The sequence below is a fragment of the Gordonibacter pamelaeae 7-10-1-b genome, from assembly GCF_000210055.1.
In the GTDB taxonomy this organism is placed as follows: domain Bacteria; phylum Actinomycetota; class Coriobacteriia; order Coriobacteriales; family Eggerthellaceae; genus Gordonibacter; species Gordonibacter pamelaeae.
The window spans coordinates 811,628-828,887 of record NC_021021.1; the positions used below are offsets into that span (position 1 = coordinate 811,628).

Here is a 17,260-nt window from a genome sequence, read left to right on the forward strand (position 1 = left end):
CCCGCTCCTCGGCCACGTCGGCATCGATCTCGGCCTGGACCTGCGTGCGCCCGTCGCCCGCCTTCTTCTTGCGGGAGCCCAGGGCGGCCTTAACCGCTCCGATGATGGCCGGCGCCACCGACACCGCCACGATGCCCAGGACGATGACCTCGAAGTGCTCCTGCACGACCGGAATGCCGCCGAAGAAGTACCCCACCAGCACGAACAGGCTCACCCAGGACACGCCGCCGATGACGTTGAACAGCGTGAACTTCGCGAAGTTCATGTGGCCGGTTCCGGCGATGAACGGGGCGAACGTGCGGAAGAACGGCATGAAGCGCGTGATGACGATGGTCAGGCCGCCGTACTTCGCGAAGAAGTGGTCGAGCTTGGCCATGCGCTCGGGCGTGAGCGCCTTCACCTTGCCGGAGTCGATGATGCGCGTGCCGAAGAACCGCGCGATCCAGTAGTTCGACGTATTGCCCAGGATGGCCGCGACGTAGAACACGACGAGCGTGGCCCAGACGTTCAAGCCCCCGCCGTCGGCCGAGAACACGCCGGCCGCGAACAGCAGCGAGTCGCCCGGCAGGAACGGGAAGAACACGAGCCCCGTCTCCACGAACACGATGAGGAACAGCGGCGAGTACACCCACACCGGCCCCAGCGCGATGATCCAGCCTGCAATGGCCCCGCGCGGATCGCTGAGCAGGTCGACGAAGAAATTGATGATGTCCATGTACGCCCTTCAGTGCCACAGGTTGTCAAACCACCAGTCCGGCCAGCCAGCGAGAAGGGCTGTGGTACCGGAGTTTGCCCCATCATGCGGCCGAGCGTGCTTTGGCACGTGAGGGCAAGCGTAAAAGGGGCAAGATTCGGTGCCACAGCCCTTCGCAGCGTCGAGCCGTTCCGTCGGTCGCCAGACCGACGGAACCGAGTAACCCGGATAGGCAGGGCGCTCGCCAGCGGTCCCTTATGGCTGCTTCCTCCCGGACCTGACCAGGTTCGGAACATGGCGCCGCCCGGCCCATCCGAAGTACTCGGTTCATACGGTTCCTAAGTATAGTCGAAAGCGAGGGCGGGCGCCCTCTCCCACCCTCGCGCGCAACCAAAAGCACATAGCTTTCACGTGTTAGAAGAAATGATGAGGATAGAAATAGGAAAGCCGGCCCCCACTCCAAGGATGACCGGCTTAACTAAATAACACGCACCACCCGCGCTGGCGGGCGCTGCCGTTGGCAGGATTGCACCGCGTTCCTGCCGAGCGTGCAAGCGCTACAGCGTGCGCAGGTTCACTTCCTTGAGCTGGCGGCCCGTCACGGCGCTCGGGGCGCCCGTCATCGGGTCGGACGCGCTCGACGTCTTCGGGAAGGCGATGACGTCGCGGATGGATGCCTTGCCCCCCAGCAGCATGACCAGGCGGTCGAGGCCGAGCGCGATGCCGCCGTGGGGCGGCGCGCCCAGCTCGAGCGCGTGGATGAGGTGGCCGAACTTCTCGTCGATCTCCTCGTCGGTGAGGCCGCACGTGCGCAGCACGGCGCGCTGCTCGTCGGCGTTGTGGATACGGATGGTGCCGCCGCCCACCTCGAAGCCGTCCATCACGAGGTCGTAGCTGTAGCTGCCGCACGCCAGCGGGTCGCTCTCGATCTTGTCCACGTCCTCGTCCAGCACGTGCGTAAACGGATGGTGCTCGGCGGCGTACTTCTTCTCGTCCTCGTCGTAGCGGAACATGGGGAAGTTCACCACCCAGAGCAGCTGATGGCCCTCGCGCGGCACGTTCAGCGCGTCGGCCATGTGCAGGCGCAGGGCGGAAAGCACGGCGCTCGCCACCTCGTAGGTGTCGGCGGCGAACAGCAGAAGGTCGCCCGGCTCCACGTCCATGGCCTCCTTCAGCGCGGCGAACTCCTCGTCGCTGAAGAACTTGATGATGGGGCTCTTCTCCTTGCCGTCGGAGGTGAAGGCGATCCAGGCCATGCCCTTCGCGCCGTTCTCGGCCGCGATGTCGGCCAGCTTCTCCACGTCGCCGCGGCTCCAGTCGCCCGCGCCCTTCGCGTTGATGGCCTTCACCACGCCGCCGGACTGCGCCACGCTCGAGAACACCTTGAAGCCCGTGTCCTTCACGATGTCGGTGATGTCCACGAGCTCCATGCCGAAGCGCGTGTCGGGACGGTCGTTGCCGAAGCGGTCCATGGACTCGCGGTACTGCATGCGCTGCAAGGGGAACGCATGCTCCACTCCCACGGCGGCCAGCGTCTCGGCCATGACGTCCTCCATGAGGTTCATCACGTCCTCGCCCTGCACGAAGCCCATCTCGATGTCCACCTGCGTGAACTCGGGCTGGCGGTCGGCGCGCAGGTCCTCGTCGCGGAAGCAGCGGGCGATCTGATAGTAGCGCTCGATGCCGCCCACCATGAGCATCTGCTTGAACTGCTGCGGGCTCTGCGGCAGCGCGTAGAAGCGGCCCGGGTTCGGACGGCTCGGCACGATGTAGTCGCGCGCGCCCTCGGGCGTGGAGTTCGCCAGGATGGGCGTCTCCACCTCCAGGAAGCCGCGCTCGTTGAGCGCGCCGCGCATGGCCTGGGCCACCGTGTGGCGCAGGTGCAGGGCCTGGTACATCTCGGGGCGGCGGATATCGAGGTAGCGCCACTTCATGCGCGTGGTCTCATCCGTCTCGATGCCGTCTTCGATGGAGAACGGCGGGGTGACGCTCGTGTTCAGAACCTCGACGGACTTCGCCAGCACCTCGATCTCGCCCGTGGCCATGTTCGGGTTGACGGCCTCCGCGCCGCGCTCGCGCACCGTGCCCGCGATCTTCAGCACGTACTCGCGACCCAGGTGCTCGGCCTTCGCGAAGTCGTCGGCGCTCACACAATCGGGGTCGACGACCACCTGCGTGTAGCCCGCGCGGTCGCGCAGGTCGATGAAGATGAGGCCGCCGTGGTCGCGGTTGTGCCACGCCCAGCCCGTGAGCACGACCTCGCGGCCCACGTCGCCGCGGCGCAGCTCGCCGCACGTGGCGGTGTGCATGCAGTATTCGTTCATGAAGTCCGTCATAATGGCAGTTCCTTGCTCCTTGACGCCGCTATCGGTATCCGCCGCACACAGGCGGCGGAATTGCTCAAACTGGTTTATTGTACAGCAGGTTTATCGCGAAACGTCATATTCCCTTGTCGCTCCATGCAAAATGCGCCGCTCACCGCCAGGTTGGCGTAGTAAGTCAGCGAGGCCGGCCGAGGTGCCCCGAATTCGCGGGATCGCGGAGGCGAAGCGTACCTTGGTACGCGAACCTCCGGGATCGCGCGAAGGCGGGGTGCCTCGGCCGGCCGCAGCGTCGGCTAGTTCCGCCGTTCGGCAGAACGGCGGAACAAGATGTTGTTCGTCTCCAGCCAGCTCTCCACGGTGCCGGTGTCGAAGCCGTCGGCGGGGTCGATGACGAGCGCGTACATCTCCTCCTCGCGCAGCACGGCGTCGAGCGCGTCGGTGAGCTGAATCTCGCCGCCCACGCCGGGCCGCACGTCGGCCAGAAGCTCCATCACCCGGGCACTCAAAAGGTAGCGACCGAACACGGCCAGGTTCGACGGCGCGTCCTCGAGCGCCGGCTTCTCCACCAGCGCATCCACCTTCCACACGTCGTCCTCGCCCTCAACGGCCGCGCCCGCGATGACGCCGAAGCGGCTCACCTGGTCGTCCGGCACGGGCATGACCGCGATGACGCTCGCGCCGCCGTGCGCGTCGGACACCTCCTGCATGCGGGGCAGCATTTGGTTGTCGGGCACCAGCACGTCGCCCAGAAGCACGTAGAACGGCTCGTCGCCGGTCTTCTCGGCCGCGCAGCGCACGGCATGCCCCAGGCCCAGCGCCTCGTCCTGGTACACGTAGCTCACGTTGTAGGCGCCCACCTTCTCCACGAGGTCGGCGTACTGGTCCTTGCCACGGGCGCGCAGCGTGGCCACGAGCTCCGGGTTCGGCGAGAAGTGCTCCTCGATGGCCTTCTTCTCGCGGCTGTTGATGATGACCACCTCGTCGGCGGCCGACGCCAGGCCCTCCTCCACCACGTACTGGATGGCCGGACGGTCGACGACGAGCAGCATCTCCTTGGGCTGGGCCTTCGTGGCAGGCAGGAAGCGCGTGCCGAGGCCGGCCGCGGGAATGAGAGCCTTCATGGACGGAAACCTTTCTTCTCGGACAACAGAAGAGGCGCCGCGATCCTGCGGCGCCTCGTGAAAATCGCTTGGGCTATTGTAGCACGAGCGGACAGGCCGTCATCAGACGGCTACCTGCCCTGCTGCTCGGCCAGGGCCTCCTCCAGCACGGCCATCTGCTTCTCGGCCTTCTTGAAGCCGAACATGATGATGAGCGCGTACACCAGGATGGCCACCCACATGAGCGCGTACGCGCCGATGATGAACGGCATGGACGGGGCAACGGTGCTGTAAATCTCAACGAGAACCGGATTCATAGGTCAATCTCCTTCTCAACTCATAGGTCGTTTCAACGTCGGCGAGGCGCTTCGCAGCGTCGAGCCGTTCGGCAGAACGGCGGAACCTCAGTCCTCCAACTGCTCCTTCAGGGCCTCCACCCGCTCGGTCAGGCGCACCTGGCGGAAGCGGAGGCGATACAGCGCGAAACCCACCATGGCGATGCCGGCCAGGCAGAACATGAGCGTGATGCCCATGTCGCCCGACATGCCGCCCTCGCGCACCACCACGGGGTGGATGCTCGAGGGAATGAGGCGCGTCACCATGAAGCAGATGGGCACGTCGATGAGCGCGATGATGGCGAGCACGGCACCGTAGGTGGCGCGCCGCTCGGGCTCGTCGATGGCGTTGCGCAGGATGAAGTAGGCAATGATGATGAGCATGAGGATGAGGTACGTGGTCAGGCGCGGATCCCACGTCCACCACACGCCCCACTCGAAGCGCGTCCACAGGTCTCCCGTGATCATCGTGCAGGCCACGAACAGCAGGGCGACCTCCATCGCGATCTTCGAGCAGGTGTCGAAACGGCGGTTCTTCGTCATGAGGAAGCGCACCGCGTAGTAGCCCGCGAACGCGAGCGCCGCGAACGACGTGATGGCCACCGGCATGTGGAAGTAGAAGATCTTCTGCGACAGCAGCAGCACGTTCGTGACCATCTGCCCGCCGATCATCTCGACGCCGTTCACCGCGGCGCCGTTCACGGGCGAGGCCCACAGAAACGCCAGCAGAAAGCCGATCGTCGACAGCACGATGCCCGCCACGAGCACCGCCGGCGCGATCCGGTCGGGCCACTGGCCCGCCTCCGGAAGCTTGGGCGCCTTTTTCGTTTCCCCAGTCATACGGCTCCTCTCTAAGCGCTAATCACGAAATCGTACAGAACCCACGATGCGAGGATCATGATCACGTCGTAGCCGCCCGCAAGCGCCAGCGACGTCAGCATCACGTCCGCGTACCCCTCCGCGCCCACGATGGCCGCGGTCGTCGCCGACACGCAGGCGTACAGCAGCGGGAAGATCAGCGGGATGAACAGCACGGCCAGCATGACGTCCTTGCCGCGCGTGTTGATGGTGATGGTGGAGAGCAGCGTGCCGATGCCCGCCACGCCCACGGTGCCCACGAGCAGCGGCACCACGAGCAGCCAGAAGCTCTCCGAGGGCGTGGTGGTGGTCAGGAAGAAGAAGTAGAACAGCGGCACGGCCACCACTTCCACCACCAGCAGGAACAGCAGGTTCGACGTCGCCTTCGCCAGGAACACCACCGAGCGGTCCATCGGCACGAGCAGGATGCCCTCCAGGCAGCCCTGCTCCTTCTCGTGCGCGAACGAGCGGTTGAGGCCCAGAAGCGACGTGAACACGATGAGCGCCCACAGCAGGCCGCCCGACATCTGCAGGATGTCGGTGGTCTGCGAGGTCTGCGCGAGCGCCGCGCCGTAGACGATTATCACCAGTAGCGCGTAGATGCCCATGGAGGTGAGCATCTCCTTCGTGCGGAACTCCTGCTCCAGGTCTTTGCGCAAAAGCGTCTTGTACTGCTGGAACGTGGAGGGCTTCTTGAGCGCCACGCCGCCCGCCGTGCGCACGGTCGCGCCCTTCTCGGCCGCCATCTTAAGCCACCCCCATGCCAACGGTCGAGCGGTACAGGGCCGCGAACTCGTCGAAGTCGAACGCGTCCTTCTGGTCGAACGCCACCACGCGGCCGCGCGCCAGCACGAGCGCGTGCGTGCACATGGCGAAGCCCTTCTGCAGGTCGTGGCTCACCATGACGAACGTGCGGCCCTCGCGCTGCCGCTCGATGAGCTCGTCGAATATCTCCACCGCATGCGGGTCGAGGCCCGAGTACGGCTCGTCCAGAAACACGACGTCCGGGTCGTGGATGAGCGCGCGGGCGATGGAGAGGCGCTGCGTCATGCCGCGCGAGAACGTGCGCACCACGTCGAGGCGGCGGTGCTTCAGCTCCACCGCCTCCAACAGCTCCATGACGCGCGCCTCGGGGTCGACCACCCCGTAGAGGCGCGCGTAGATCATGAGGTTCTGCTCGGCCGTGAGGTCCGGGTAGAGCATCGAGTTGTGCGAGATGAGCCCGATATGGTCGCGCGCGCGGTCGGGCTCCTCCTTCAGGTCCACGCCCATGAGCGTGGCTTTGCCGGACGTGGCGCGCGACAGCGTGGACAGCACGCGCAGAAGCGTGGTCTTCCCCGCCCCGTTCGGGCCGAAGATGGACAGGAACGCCCCTTGCGGCACCTCGATGGTCACGTTGTCGACGGCCTTGCGATTGCCGAACACCTTCGAGAGCTTCTTGGTTTCGATCGCAGGCTCAGCCACAGCTTCCATGGCGCGTTACGCCTCTTCTCTCTTCTTCTCGTCGACTTTCGCCGCCGAATCCTCGCGCGGCAGATCGTCGGAAACCTCCTCCGCCTGCTTGCCGCGCTTCGCGCCGCGGCGGCCGGCGGTGGCTATCAGCACGCCCAGCATCAGCAGGCCGAAGCCCACCCACACGGGCGTGATGAGCGGGTTCACGCGCACGTCCATGGAGAAGTCGCCGTTGGTGTTCACGCCCTTGTAGACCACGAACAGGTCCTCCGTGGGAAACGAGATCACGCCCGCCACCAGTTTCTGCTGCTGGGTGGACTGCACCAGCTGCACGGCCGGCGACACGGAGCCCACGAACTCGCCGTCCTTGAACACGTCGTAGTTCACGGTATACAGGATATCATCGCCGTTCGCCATCTCCTCGATGGTGTTCGACGTGTACTTCAGCGTGAAGTCCTGGATGGTGAAGTCCTCGGTGGTCGAATCGGTGGCCTCGTCGTAGCCCACGTAGCCCACGCGCTCGGTCACGAACATGGACGAGCCGATCAGGCCCACCAGGATCACGGCCATGGCCAGGTGCGACACGAAGCCCCCGAACGAGGCGGCGCGGTTCGCCAGCATGCCGAACGCGGCGCCGAACACGTTGCCGCCGTGCTTCTCGCGGTAGGCGCGGATACCGCGGCCCAGCATGAACAGCGAGTTGAACAGCAGCAGGCTGGCCACGAGCAGGCCCACGACCGTCAGGCCGTTGTAGTACCAGGCCGGCCCCAGCGTGGAGAGCATCTCGGAGGCCGAGACGCTGCCCTGCGCCGCCAGCTCCTGGTAGTACGCCACGTTCGCCTGGTAGCTGGGCAGCAGGTACGTAGCGTAGTAGAACATGAGCACCGCGAACAGCACGAGCGCGCAGGCGCCGGGGATGCGGGCGCGCTTCCAGAACTGCTTCCCCTCGGTCTTGCCCCACGACAGCAGCGGGCACGCCGTGAGCACGATGAGGTACAGGATGCCCAGGGGACGCGCGATGGCGTCGTAGGTTCCCGTGGAGAACTTCAGGTTGAACGGCAGCGCCGGCGCGATGGTCATGAACGTGAGCATGAGGGTGAACACGATCATGATGAGGTTGTTGAAGTAGTAGGCCGCATCCTTCGACATCATGCTGGAGATGTCGTCGCCGCCCGCCTTGGCAGGCCCGAACGACTTCCAACGCACGATGAGGCCCACGATGCCGGCCAGCACCGACGCGGCGATCAGGCCGCCGAACAGCACGAGCGACACGTTGTCGCCCTCGAACGCGTGCACGGACTGCACGAGGCCCGAGCGCGAGATGAACGTGCCCACGATGACGAACGCGAACGTGAGGCACGCGCACATGACCGACCAGCGCTTGAACGCGCCGCGCTGGCGGTACACGGTGAAGCTGTGGATGAGCGCCACGCCCACGAGCCATGACAGCAGGCTCGCGTTCTCGACGGGGTCCCAGCCCCAGTAGCCGCCCCAGCCGAGCACCACGTAGGCCCACACGGCGCCCAAGCCGATGCCGATGCCCAGGAACAGCCACGAGAACAGCGCGTAGCGCTGCGAGCGCACGACCCACGCCTTCGAGGAATCGTTCACGATGATGGCCGCGATGGCGTAGGCGAACGGGATGGTGAGGCCGGCGTAGCCCACGAACAGCGTGGGCGGGTGGATGGCCATGGCCCAGTGCTCCAAGAGCGTGTTCATGCCCCAGAGCGCCGCCTCGCCGCGCAGGTTGCCCGATGCGTCGAGGTACTGGGCGGCCAGGGCCGTGAACGGCATGTTGCTCTCGGAGAACAACGTGACGCCCACGAACGCCGCCAGCACGATCTGCGCCACGAGCAGCGCCATGGAATCGAGCTTCTCCTGCCGCTTCAGGTTGCGCACGGCCACCACGGAGTTGAACAGCGAGATGAGCCAGGCCCAGAACAGAAGCGAGCCCTCGCGGCCGGCCCACAGGCCCGCCAGCTGGTAGAGCCACGCATCGGCGCCCGCCGCGTTGCTGTGGTAGCGCACCACGTACTCGATGGACGTGTCGCCCGTCATGAAGCAGTACACGAGGATGCCGCAGCACGCCGTGAGCCCCACGGCGGACACGAGGGCCGCCACATGGCCGCCCCAGGTGAGCGTCTCCGCCACGCCGCTCGCACGCTTGCGCCCCGCAATCGCGCCCGCCACAAGGCAGATGATCGACACGATGACGGCCGCAAACGAGATGAGCAGTCCAATCAGACCGAATATTGACATGTAGGTATCCCTTCGTTGCGGCCGCGTGCGCGGCCGCCAAGCTTATGAGATGGCCGGGCCGCGCATGCTATTCCGCGAGCGAGACCTCGGTGGCATGGAACTTCCCGTCTTCGTTGAGCGAGCCGGTGAGCACGAGCGTGGAGCCGTCCCTCACCTCGTCGGACAGCGCGTCGTCGAACAGCACGGACAGCTCGGGCGCGCCCTCCGCGTCCACGAGGACGAAGCGGTCGCCCTGCCCTGCCGCGGCAAGCGTGCCGTCCTTCACCGTGCCGGTCACCTTCACCGGCTTGTCCAGAACGCTGTCGCCGTATTCCGCAAGCTGCGCCACGCCGAGCGCGTTGCTGGAATTCTCGTACTTCGACGGGCACTTCGTCACGAGCTCGGTCGCATGCAGCACGCCGTCTGCACCCACCTTGCCCGTGCAGATGGCCGTGACGTCGTTGCCGAAGGTGGCTGCCACGCCTCCCTCGTACTTGACGCGCAGGTACTGCGTCTGATCGCCCGACGGGTCGTACATATCGAACGTGAGCACATTGTCCTCCGTGGAGAAGGAGTTCTCCACCACGTTGCCCGACACCTGGACCTTCTGGTCGGCGTACTGCCCGTTCGCCATATCGGCTATCGTCACGGACTTCGCCGACGAGCTGCCCCCGACGACGGCCAAGACAACGACCAGCACGATGACGATGATACCGGTGACCACCACGAGCCGCCGCTTCGTTTTCGTGTTCACGCTCGCCTCCTCCTCAAGAGTCTTACGCCCAATTGTCACGTACCCCAAAGTTCCGAGGAACGGAAGCACGGTGAATTCAAAGATTCACCATGTCGCCACGGGATTTCCCCGCTCGGCGCGGTGCAAACCCCCGCCGGCCACGGGGCTCCGCCCGCCGTTTCCGTTCATCGAGCCTTTGAAGAGGGAGCCCGTCCAAGCAAGACGCTTGAGGCGGGCTCCCTCTTCGTTATGCGGTTGCGTCCGAAGACGCCTCTTTGTGCTGGCGAACCTTACGCTGCGTTAAGCTTGTTGGCCTGCTGGTACGTCAGCCAGCCTTCCGGCACGTAGGACTCGCTGTGGCACTGCGTGCAGGCGTTCACCGACGCGCGGTGTGCCTTGTGGCAGCTGCTGCACTCCTGCTCGCCATGCTGCGGCTGGTGCGGGTTGTACTGCCCCAGCTCGGACGTCGCCTGCTTCAGGTCTTCGCGCGTGAGATTGTGGCAGGACTCGTTCAGGCAGAACTCGTCGCCGCTCTCCAGTCCGCGTGCCTCGACCAGCTGGTCGACGTCACGCTCCTCGAGCGGGTAGTAGTAGTTGCCCGTGATCCATGCCATGCCCTCGGCCACCTGCTCGCCGATCGTCGGAACGTGGCAGCTCATGCACGTGGCCTCGGCGCCGCCCTGATCCTTCGAGACGCGGTGCGCCGCAGCCATCATGCTGCTGGCGTCCTCAACGTCGTTGCCCCACTTGTCCACGGCCGCCTGGCCCGGCTCCGCCTCGTACGTCGGCAGATACGGATCCATCGGCGTGTGGCAAATAGCGTTGCAGAAGCTCGGCTGCTCATGCCAAACCCAGAAGCCGGCACCGGCTGCAATCAGAACAACCGCCACGACGCCGACGACGATCGGCCACTTCTTCCCCTTCTTCTTGGGAGCGGCCTCGCCGGCTTCGGCGCCTTCCGCCTTCACGGCTTCGTCCGTGGTTTCCACATCGGTCGTGGAGTCCTCGGTCGCGGCTGCCTCGGTGGCGGCTTCCACTTTGGTTTCCTCTTCGCTCATCTCCATAACCCCCTTTCTTGCATCCTCGATTGCCCGTGCGTCCGGTTGGTTCGCGGGTTTCCCGCCCGACCCTCGGCACGAGCACGTTACCTCATGCATACTAGCCCTCGGCCGACGTTGCGCCTATCACCCATTTGGGGGGAATTAGCCCGTTTTGCCCCCAATTTCGTGTGAGGCACGCCCGTTGCGGCCGAGTTTTGGTGCAATACGCCGGGAAGGGAAAGCAGGCGCCTTCCCTTCCCCAGCGCGGCGGAGAGACCGGTCGCGTTTCGTTTAGATCTGTGCCAGAGCTTGATCCACCGCTGCCTCGGACTTGTTGAGCGTGTCCTGGGCAAGCGCGGAGTTGTGAGCGCCATCGCTGTTCTCTACCATGACCCAATCCCAGTAGAACTGAGCCGTGCGGTTGAGGTCGCGGAGCTTGTTCAGCTGATCCTCGCCCATCGAGCCGTTCGCAACGATCTCGGAGAGCTTGTTGTTCAGCGTGACCAGCTTGTTGCCGATGCTGTTGACGCGGTCGATGGCAACCTTCTGCTTCGCGGCGACCTCGGCCTTGATGTCGGCGTGGCACTGCGAGCAGTCGTTGGCGATGAGCTCCTCGTTGTCAAGCGGGCTCGACCAGTTGTGGTTGTCGAACTCCTTGCCGTCAGCGTTCTTCGTCGTGCCCATGTGGCAGTCGGAGCAGCTGTAGCCCTGCTTGGCCATGGGGGCCATGTCGCCGCCGTACATCGTCTCGAACTCGGGGTGCTGCACCTTGAGCTGCTTCGTGCCGTTCGTCGGGTTCGTGTGGTCGACGTAGTTGATGGAGTTCTCGTACGCCAGCACCTTCTCCGGCGTGGCCTCGGCGAGGCCCTTCCACGGGTTCTCGGCCGACTTGTTCTCGTTCGGGAACAGGTACTCGTTGTGGCACTGGCCGCAGGACATGGCGCCCTCGGGCACCTTGCTCGCGTCGTCGCCCACCGCGTTCACGAAGAACTGGCGGATGGCCTTGGCGCCTTCGGCCGGGCTGTTCTCATGGCAGTCGTAGCAGCTGATGGGCTCGGAGACCTGAGCCTTCATCGCCTGAATGTCCGACGTGTTCAGCGTGGGGTCGGCATTCTGCTTCAGGATGAACTCGGACGACTTGCACGTCAGGCAGTTCGCCGTCTTGGGGTTGCGCCCCGTCTCGTTGATGTCGGTCAGCGAATAGACATGCCCGTTCGGCTCGGCGTAGAACTTCGAGAAGGCCGAGCCGGCCCAAATGGTCTGGATCTGCGGATAGATTTGCGTGTAATCGCCCGGATCCTTGTTCTCTTCGTTCTGCTTGTACGTGGCGTACTCGTCGGGGTACACTTCCTGCCACGCATCAGCGGTGATGATGCCGTTCTCGTTCGCCGCGGGGATTTTGAAGTCCACCACGGATTCTGCTCCCTTGTTCGCATCTTCGCTTGGCTGCTGGGGCGCGCACGCCGCCAACCCCATGACCAGAACGCAGATGCAGGTGAGGGAAAGCCCTAATCTCGTCTTCTTGCTCGCAAAGATGGCTTTCATCAAGCATCTCCTCCCTTCGACCTTCAATAGATCTCTCCTTCACGAAATATACACTTTTCAAACGGGGAATGATGAGCCGAAATTCCCCCGTCGGGAATTCCCACGAACGGGATAGGGAAAAACCCGCCTCGGCCCTTTGCAGGTCAGCGGTCGGCCAATCTCGCAAGCGAAGAATCGCAATTACTTTAGCAACTAAAATGGTGTGACTTTCGCTTGTTGGAGCCGCCCGTGCGCGCGGACGTTCGCATCGAGGACTTCGAGGGATCGATGATCGTCGTAGCCGACGTTCCCGAGACGGCACCCTACCTAAAGCCGTGCTACGTCAAGGCGCGCGGCCCTTACGACGGCGCGTTCGTGAGAATGGGGGAAGGCGATAGAAAGCTGTCCCGATACGAGGTAGACCGGCTCATCGAGGAGCGCCAGCAGCCGAAATACGACGCTCAAATGGTCGGGGGATCCGACATATCGGAATTAGACCCCGAGTTGACGGAGAGTTTTCTGAAGCGGGAGTGCGCCGCCTCCCCTCGGGTTTTCGCCGGTCTGTCCGACGCCGACGCGCTGCTGACCATAGGAGTCGTTGGCGTGTACCATCCCGATGTTTTAATAAGTAAAATGTTGATCTGCCTTTCGCTTATGAGAAATGTCCCGAAACATGTCCCGAAACATGTCCCGAAATGATAAAATGTCTCGAAACAAGTGAAGGGATCCCGAATGGACCAATCCGAGTTCGAGCGACATCTTTCCAAAGGCGAAGGATTAACGGTTGAGTTCAAGCGATGCGGCAATCAGCCTGAAAAAGACACCTTTGAAACCCATTTGCTCGTTCGCGAACCGTCAGGGCGGCAGCATCTTCCTTGGCGTTCAAGATGATCGCACTGTATCGGGGGTGCCAAGGCAAGCTGAATTATCCATACAACGTAATATCATCAACGTCGTGTCAAACCCGAACGCATTCAACCTGACCCCATCCCTCGAATTTGAGACAATCGAGTACGAAGGAAAAATGGTTCTTCGCATCTGGGTTCCTATGGGGCCTGCTGTGTACCGCTACAAAGGTGACGTTTACGACCGCATGGCAGACGTGGACATCAAAATCACGAGCGATGATCAGGTGGCAGGGCTCTACATGCGCAAGCGCAATCATTATTCAGAGAGGAAAGTCTACCGATTCCTGAGCAAAGATGATCTTCGAGCCGACCTCATTGACCGTGTACGGAAAATGGCGCTATTGAGAGCTCCGAGACACCCTTGGGGAGAAATGTCCGACGAAGAGCTTTTGCGCAGTTCGAGCCTTTACCTTCGGGACAGGGAAACCGGCGAGGAGGGTTACACGCTTGCTGCCGCGCTATTGCTGGGAACCGATGAAGCCATATCCGATATTTGCCCAGCGTACGGAACAGATGCAATTGTGCGCAAAGAGAACCTCGATCGCTACGATGATCGGCTGATAATCAAAACGAACCTTATCGAGGCATACGACACTCTGTTCGAATTTGCCCAGAGGAACCTTCCCGACAGGTTCCATTTGGAAGAGGGGCAATCGGTCAGCGCACGCGACATCATCGTCCGCGAGGTGGTGTCAAACCTGCTCGTTCATCGCGAGTACCAAAGCCCTTATCCTGCCAAGCTTATCATCGACAACGACGGGCTTCGCACCGAGAATGCCAGCAGATCACTTTTCGAGGGGCGCATTACCCTCGCCGACTTCACCCCTATGCCCAAAAATCCGGTTATCGCCAACTTCTTCTCTCAGATAGGACGCGCCGATAGACTAGGTAGCGGCATGCACAACTTAGTGAAGTACACCAAAGCATACTCGGATGGGGAGCCCGAGCTTGTGGAAGGCGATGTTTTTCGGGCGTACGTTCCCGTGCGAAAGAGAGTACTTGCCGAAGCGGACATCGCATTGGTGTCATATGACGAGAACGAAGCGAAGAGCGTGGACGACGCCATTGAGCTTATGCTTTATCGGTTCGGATATGCAACTTCTCTTGAAGTGTCAAAAATGTCAGGAACTTCATCGAAAACGGCACAACGTCATCTTGCGGCAATGGTCAAGCAAGGCTTTCTCATTGCGGAGGGAACGACACGTGACAGGAAATACCGGAAAGCTTGATTCGGGCTATATAAGGCGAGCCCCCGTCTTTGGGACGAGGACTCGTTAGTTTCCGTGGTGGAGATGATGGGATTCGAACCCACGACCCCCACGTTGCGAACGTGATGCTCTCCCAGCTGAGCTACATCCCCACGGGTTATGTGCGCTCTCGCGCGAGGACTTATTTTGCCGGTATTGGGGGCATTTGTCAAATGGGGATTTGAAATGTTCATAGAACGTTCGGGTTTTTGGCTAGATGCCCTCGTCTTCTTCAGAGGGATCGGGATCGTCATCGTCGTCGAGGTATTTCAGGATGTCGCCTGGTTCGCATTCGAGGACTTTGCAGATGGCGTTGAGCGTGGAGAAGCGAATGGCCTTGATCTTGCCGGTCTTTATGCGCGACATGTTCACGTTGGTGATGCCGACTTTATCCGCAAGGTCGTTGAGCGACATCTTGCGATCAGCCATGATGCAATCCAACTCGAGAAGAATAGCCATGGCGAAGCCTAAATCACATCATCAGAAAATTCTTGTAGAAGAACTCCGTATTTGAACACGAATGAGAAGGCATACACTACAGCTGCAGCGATAAAGGGAGCGAAATCTATGGTAATAATTCCGCTGCCATTTGTTGAAAAATAGCCCGAGTTTATGCTGCCAAGCTGCATCATTACGGAACTGGCAGAAAAAGCCACTTCGAGAACTGCATAAACAAGTAAAGATAAAGCCATGATGCGCGGTCTTTTTACCTGTTCGAGAGTAAAAGGAGATCTGCCATTTGCAGCATCAGAGAATACCCCAATCAGCATTATAAATAATACCGCAATGACCGTACCTCTCAATAAATGCATGATAACTTTTGCGCCTACTCCTTCAGAGAAGAGACCCGATATGGAAAAAACCATAAAGCCAGCTGCAACTAGCCAGCAAATGCAAAAAACAGCAAAAGCAATTTTGACAAAAATACTGATATATCTACAAACTTTCCTGATTCGACATAGTGAAGATTCTTCTTTTTCTTTGTCTTCGCATACCATTACAATACTCCTAACAAACCATCTAGAAACATAATCACCTTTAGTCTCTACAGTACAGAATATAACAAGTTGGACCCTGCTACTTTGCAGAGTCCAACTTGGCGTGCTTTCAATAAATGGAGGCTAGAAGCCCGGGGCAATGCAAATACCCCCGACAATGCCAATGGGATAGCATACCGAGCGCGGATCGGCCTCACTGTAAAACAGCATATTACGCACCTCCTTTCTTGTTTTCTATTGCGGCTTTCATGGCCGCTCCTAAACGGTCGTAGAACTCTAGGGTCATCGCGCAGTAGGAGTCGGGCGACTCCAGACTGCCCGATGCGAACAGCGAGCGGGCTCGGCAGCCTCCCCCGCAGATTCGCTCGTAACGGCACGTGGCGCAGCCCTCGAAGTCGGCGGCATCCAGGGCGCGGCACCGTGCGGAAACCTCGCTCTCCAGCGCCTCCGCAAGCGTGCCGACGAAGACGTTGCCCATCGCCAGCTCGGGGCGGTGGAGCATATGGCACGGATAGACGGTGCCGTCGGCGGCGATGCTCACGCCGCGATAGCCGGCGCCGCAGTTCCTCTTCACCGTGAGGTTCAGGCCCACGGGGGCGTCCATGAGGGCGAGCGGCTTGCCGCCGTCCAGCGTGAGGATGCTCGCGCCCAGCTTCCGCAGGGCCTCCTCATCCGGCAGCAGGGCGGCCAGCTCGTCATCGGGCGCGCACGTGAGCAGGCTGAAGTTCAAGGTGGCGCCCAGGTCTTTCGACAGGCGGACGTAATCGGCCAAATCGTCGATGTTGCGCTTGTGCACCGTGGGAATGATGTGCGCCTGGATGCCGGCGGCCTGAACGGCCTTGACCGCGGCCACCAGCTCGTCGAAACGCTGCTCTTCCCGGATATAGGCGGGGGCGGATGCCGAGCAGCCGTCAAACGAGATGGAGACGCAGTCGACGTTCGGCGCGAGCGCGGCCAGAGACCCCTCGGCAAGGCAGGTGCCGTTCGAGAGCACGGTGACGGACTTGATGCCGCAGGTACGCTTCGCGTAGGCCACGATGTCGGGCAGGTCGTCGCGCAGGAACGGCTCGCCACCCGAGATGATGAGCGTGGCAAGACCGGCGGCCGCCAGCTCGTCGAGGGCGCGCTCGATGGCTTCCAGCGGGGCGTCTGGCAGGCAGTTGCGCTGGTCGTCGAACGAGTAGCAGCCCACGCAGGACAGGTTGCAACGCTGCGTGACGTGCAGGTAGGCGGACACCACGGCGTCGGCGGGCTTCTCGTCGCTGAAGAAACCGCCGCGAACCAGGTGTTCGAGCAACGCCGCATCGACGGCGGCGACCTCGGGTTCCGCAACCTCTTCCCGCAGCAGGCGCTCGCATACAGCGGCCCCTTCGGCGGTCAGGCCGATCGCATACCCCGTGTTCATGTTGCCGACCATGGGAATGCCAGCGAAATCGAACGCGACCACCTGGTCACTGAACCTCATGAAGCCTCCTCGCGCCACCCCATCCGCTCGCCGTCTCTCAAAGGGCAAGCGGCAGATACGCACCCGTCGTCAACCGTTATTCTATAGGTTCGATTATGGCTTGTCGATTGGTTCCGCCGAAAAGCGCAGTTGCGCAAAGGAGAATCGAGGCGGAATCGAGCCGCGCAATGCCGTTCGCTACAACTCGGCTTCCGTTCGCTATTTATCGTTTAATGATTAATATAGTATGATACATTACCCCAGCAACGCTATCGAGGCGACCCGCTACCGCACCGCGACGGCGCGTTCGGCCTCCCGCATCGGAAAGGGGCGATCACGATGAGATCATGCAAAGAACCCCCCCC

At 62.1% G+C, this 17,260-nt stretch carries 16 protein-coding genes, 1 tRNA gene and 1 other RNA gene; 2 read left to right on the forward strand and 16 right to left on the reverse strand.

From position 1 onward, the window contains the following. The 12 genes from GPA_RS03860 to GPA_RS03910 form a co-directional block, all read right to left on the reverse strand. A partial coding sequence (locus tag GPA_RS03860; protein ID WP_083808905.1) for a VTT domain-containing protein occupies positions 1–715 on the reverse strand: 715 nt, incomplete at its 3' end. 202 nt (positions 716–917) lie between these two features. Continuing rightward, positions 918–1,009: signal recognition particle sRNA small type (gene ffs, locus GPA_RS17285), an RNA gene on the reverse strand. A 242-nt stretch (positions 1,010–1,251) separates the two neighbouring features. Continuing rightward, positions 1,252–3,030, reverse strand: a complete 1,779-nt coding sequence (gene aspS, locus GPA_RS03865) for an aspartate--tRNA ligase (protein ID WP_015538990.1) — start codon at positions 3,028–3,030, stop codon at positions 1,252–1,254. 281 nt (positions 3,031–3,311) lie between these two features. Continuing rightward, a complete protein-coding gene (locus GPA_RS03870; RefSeq protein ID WP_015538991.1) occupies positions 3,312–4,139 on the reverse strand; it encodes a UTP--glucose-1-phosphate uridylyltransferase in 828 nt (275 codons plus the stop codon). A gap of 110 nt (positions 4,140–4,249) precedes the next feature. After that, positions 4,250–4,435 (reverse strand): hypothetical protein, encoded by a 186-nt coding sequence (locus GPA_RS03875; protein ID WP_015538992.1) that lies wholly within the window; start codon positions 4,433–4,435, stop codon positions 4,250–4,252. An 87-nt stretch (positions 4,436–4,522) separates the two neighbouring features. Next, positions 4,523–5,293 carry a cytochrome c biogenesis protein gene (locus tag GPA_RS03880; protein ID WP_015538993.1) on the reverse strand — a complete coding sequence of 257 codons (771 nt, stop codon included), beginning with the start codon at positions 5,291–5,293 and terminating at the stop codon, positions 4,523–4,525. An 11-nt stretch (positions 5,294–5,304) separates the two neighbouring features. Continuing rightward, positions 5,305–6,057 (reverse strand): heme exporter protein CcmB, encoded by a 753-nt coding sequence (locus GPA_RS03885; RefSeq protein WP_015538994.1) that lies wholly within the window; start codon positions 6,055–6,057, stop codon positions 5,305–5,307. 1 nt (position 6,058) lies between these two features. Further along, positions 6,059–6,784 (reverse strand): ABC transporter ATP-binding protein, encoded by a 726-nt coding sequence (locus tag GPA_RS03890; protein WP_015538995.1) that lies wholly within the window; start codon positions 6,782–6,784, stop codon positions 6,059–6,061. A 6-nt stretch (positions 6,785–6,790) separates the two neighbouring features. Then, positions 6,791–9,022 (reverse strand): heme lyase CcmF/NrfE family subunit, encoded by a 2,232-nt coding sequence (locus GPA_RS03895; protein ID WP_015538996.1) that lies wholly within the window; start codon positions 9,020–9,022, stop codon positions 6,791–6,793. A 67-nt stretch (positions 9,023–9,089) separates the two neighbouring features. Next, positions 9,090–9,755, reverse strand: a complete 666-nt coding sequence (locus tag GPA_RS03900) for a cytochrome c maturation protein CcmE domain-containing protein (RefSeq protein WP_041239017.1) — start codon at positions 9,753–9,755, stop codon at positions 9,090–9,092. A 269-nt stretch (positions 9,756–10,024) separates the two neighbouring features. Next, a complete protein-coding gene (cgr1, locus tag GPA_RS03905) occupies positions 10,025–10,792 on the reverse strand; it encodes a cytochrome c-type protein Cgr1 (RefSeq protein WP_041240042.1) in 768 nt (255 codons plus the stop codon). A 273-nt stretch (positions 10,793–11,065) separates the two neighbouring features. Then, complete coding sequence (locus GPA_RS03910) at positions 11,066–12,319, reverse strand: ammonia-forming cytochrome c nitrite reductase subunit c552 (protein WP_015538998.1); 1,254 nt, start codon at positions 12,317–12,319, stop codon at positions 11,066–11,068. Between the two features lie 228 nt (positions 12,320–12,547). On the opposite strand from GPA_RS03910, the gene GPA_RS03915 reads away from it, so the two are divergent. Beyond that, positions 12,548–12,997, forward strand: coding sequence for a hypothetical protein (locus GPA_RS03915; RefSeq protein ID WP_041239018.1), 450 nt, complete (start codon positions 12,548–12,550; stop codon positions 12,995–12,997). Positions 12,998–13,082: 85 nt separating this feature from the next. Further along, positions 13,083–14,435, forward strand: a complete 1,353-nt coding sequence (locus GPA_RS03920) for an RNA-binding domain-containing protein (protein WP_227155544.1) — start codon at positions 13,083–13,085, stop codon at positions 14,433–14,435. A gap of 55 nt (positions 14,436–14,490) precedes the next feature. Here the strand turns inward: GPA_RS03920 and GPA_RS03925 are convergent. The 4 genes from GPA_RS03925 to GPA_RS03935 all read right to left on the reverse strand — a co-directional run bounded on the left by GPA_RS03925 (position 14,491) and on the right by GPA_RS03935 (position 16,916). Then, a tRNA-Ala gene (locus tag GPA_RS03925) sits at positions 14,491–14,566 on the reverse strand. Positions 14,567–14,666: 100 nt separating this feature from the next. Then, positions 14,667–14,912, reverse strand: a complete 246-nt coding sequence (locus tag GPA_RS03930) for a helix-turn-helix domain-containing protein (protein ID WP_015539000.1) — start codon at positions 14,910–14,912, stop codon at positions 14,667–14,669. 8 nt (positions 14,913–14,920) lie between these two features. Continuing rightward, the gene (locus GPA_RS17900; protein ID WP_156790919.1) at positions 14,921–15,451 is read right to left on the reverse strand and encodes a hypothetical protein; all 531 of its coding nucleotides are present in this window, start codon (positions 15,449–15,451) and stop codon (positions 14,921–14,923) included. Between the two features lie 211 nt (positions 15,452–15,662). Next, positions 15,663–16,916, reverse strand: coding sequence for a radical SAM/SPASM domain-containing protein (locus tag GPA_RS03935; RefSeq protein WP_015539001.1), 1,254 nt, complete (start codon positions 16,914–16,916; stop codon positions 15,663–15,665). Between the last annotated feature and the right edge of the window lie 344 nt (positions 16,917–17,260).

Coding starts and splice junctions, on each gene's coding strand:
- GPA_RS03895 (WP_015538996.1), bottom strand. CDS start 9,022: ATGTCAATATTCGGTCTGATTGGACTGCTCATCTCGTTTGCGGCCGTC.
- aspS (WP_015538990.1), bottom strand. CDS start 3,030: ATGACGGACTTCATGAACGAATACTGCATGCACACCGCCACGTGCGGC.
- GPA_RS17900 (WP_156790919.1), bottom strand. CDS start 15,451: ATGGTATGCGAAGACAAAGAAAAAGAAGAATCTTCACTATGTCGAATC.
- GPA_RS03885 (WP_015538994.1), bottom strand. CDS start 6,057: ATGGCGGCCGAGAAGGGCGCGACCGTGCGCACGGCGGGCGGCGTGGCG.
- cgr1 (WP_041240042.1), bottom strand. CDS start 10,792: ATGAGCGAAGAGGAAACCAAAGTGGAAGCCGCCACCGAGGCAGCCGCG.
- GPA_RS03910 (WP_015538998.1), bottom strand. CDS start 12,319: ATGAAAGCCATCTTTGCGAGCAAGAAGACGAGATTAGGGCTTTCCCTC.
- GPA_RS03880 (WP_015538993.1), bottom strand. CDS start 5,293: ATGACTGGGGAAACGAAAAAGGCGCCCAAGCTTCCGGAGGCGGGCCAG.
- GPA_RS03935 (WP_015539001.1), bottom strand. CDS start 16,916: ATGAGGTTCAGTGACCAGGTGGTCGCGTTCGATTTCGCTGGCATTCCC.
- GPA_RS03875 (WP_015538992.1), bottom strand. CDS start 4,435: ATGAATCCGGTTCTCGTTGAGATTTACAGCACCGTTGCCCCGTCCATG.
- GPA_RS03890 (WP_015538995.1), bottom strand. CDS start 6,784: ATGGAAGCTGTGGCTGAGCCTGCGATCGAAACCAAGAAGCTCTCGAAG.
- GPA_RS03870 (WP_015538991.1), bottom strand. CDS start 4,139: ATGAAGGCTCTCATTCCCGCGGCCGGCCTCGGCACGCGCTTCCTGCCT.
- GPA_RS03930 (WP_015539000.1), bottom strand. CDS start 14,912: ATGGCTATTCTTCTCGAGTTGGATTGCATCATGGCTGATCGCAAGATG.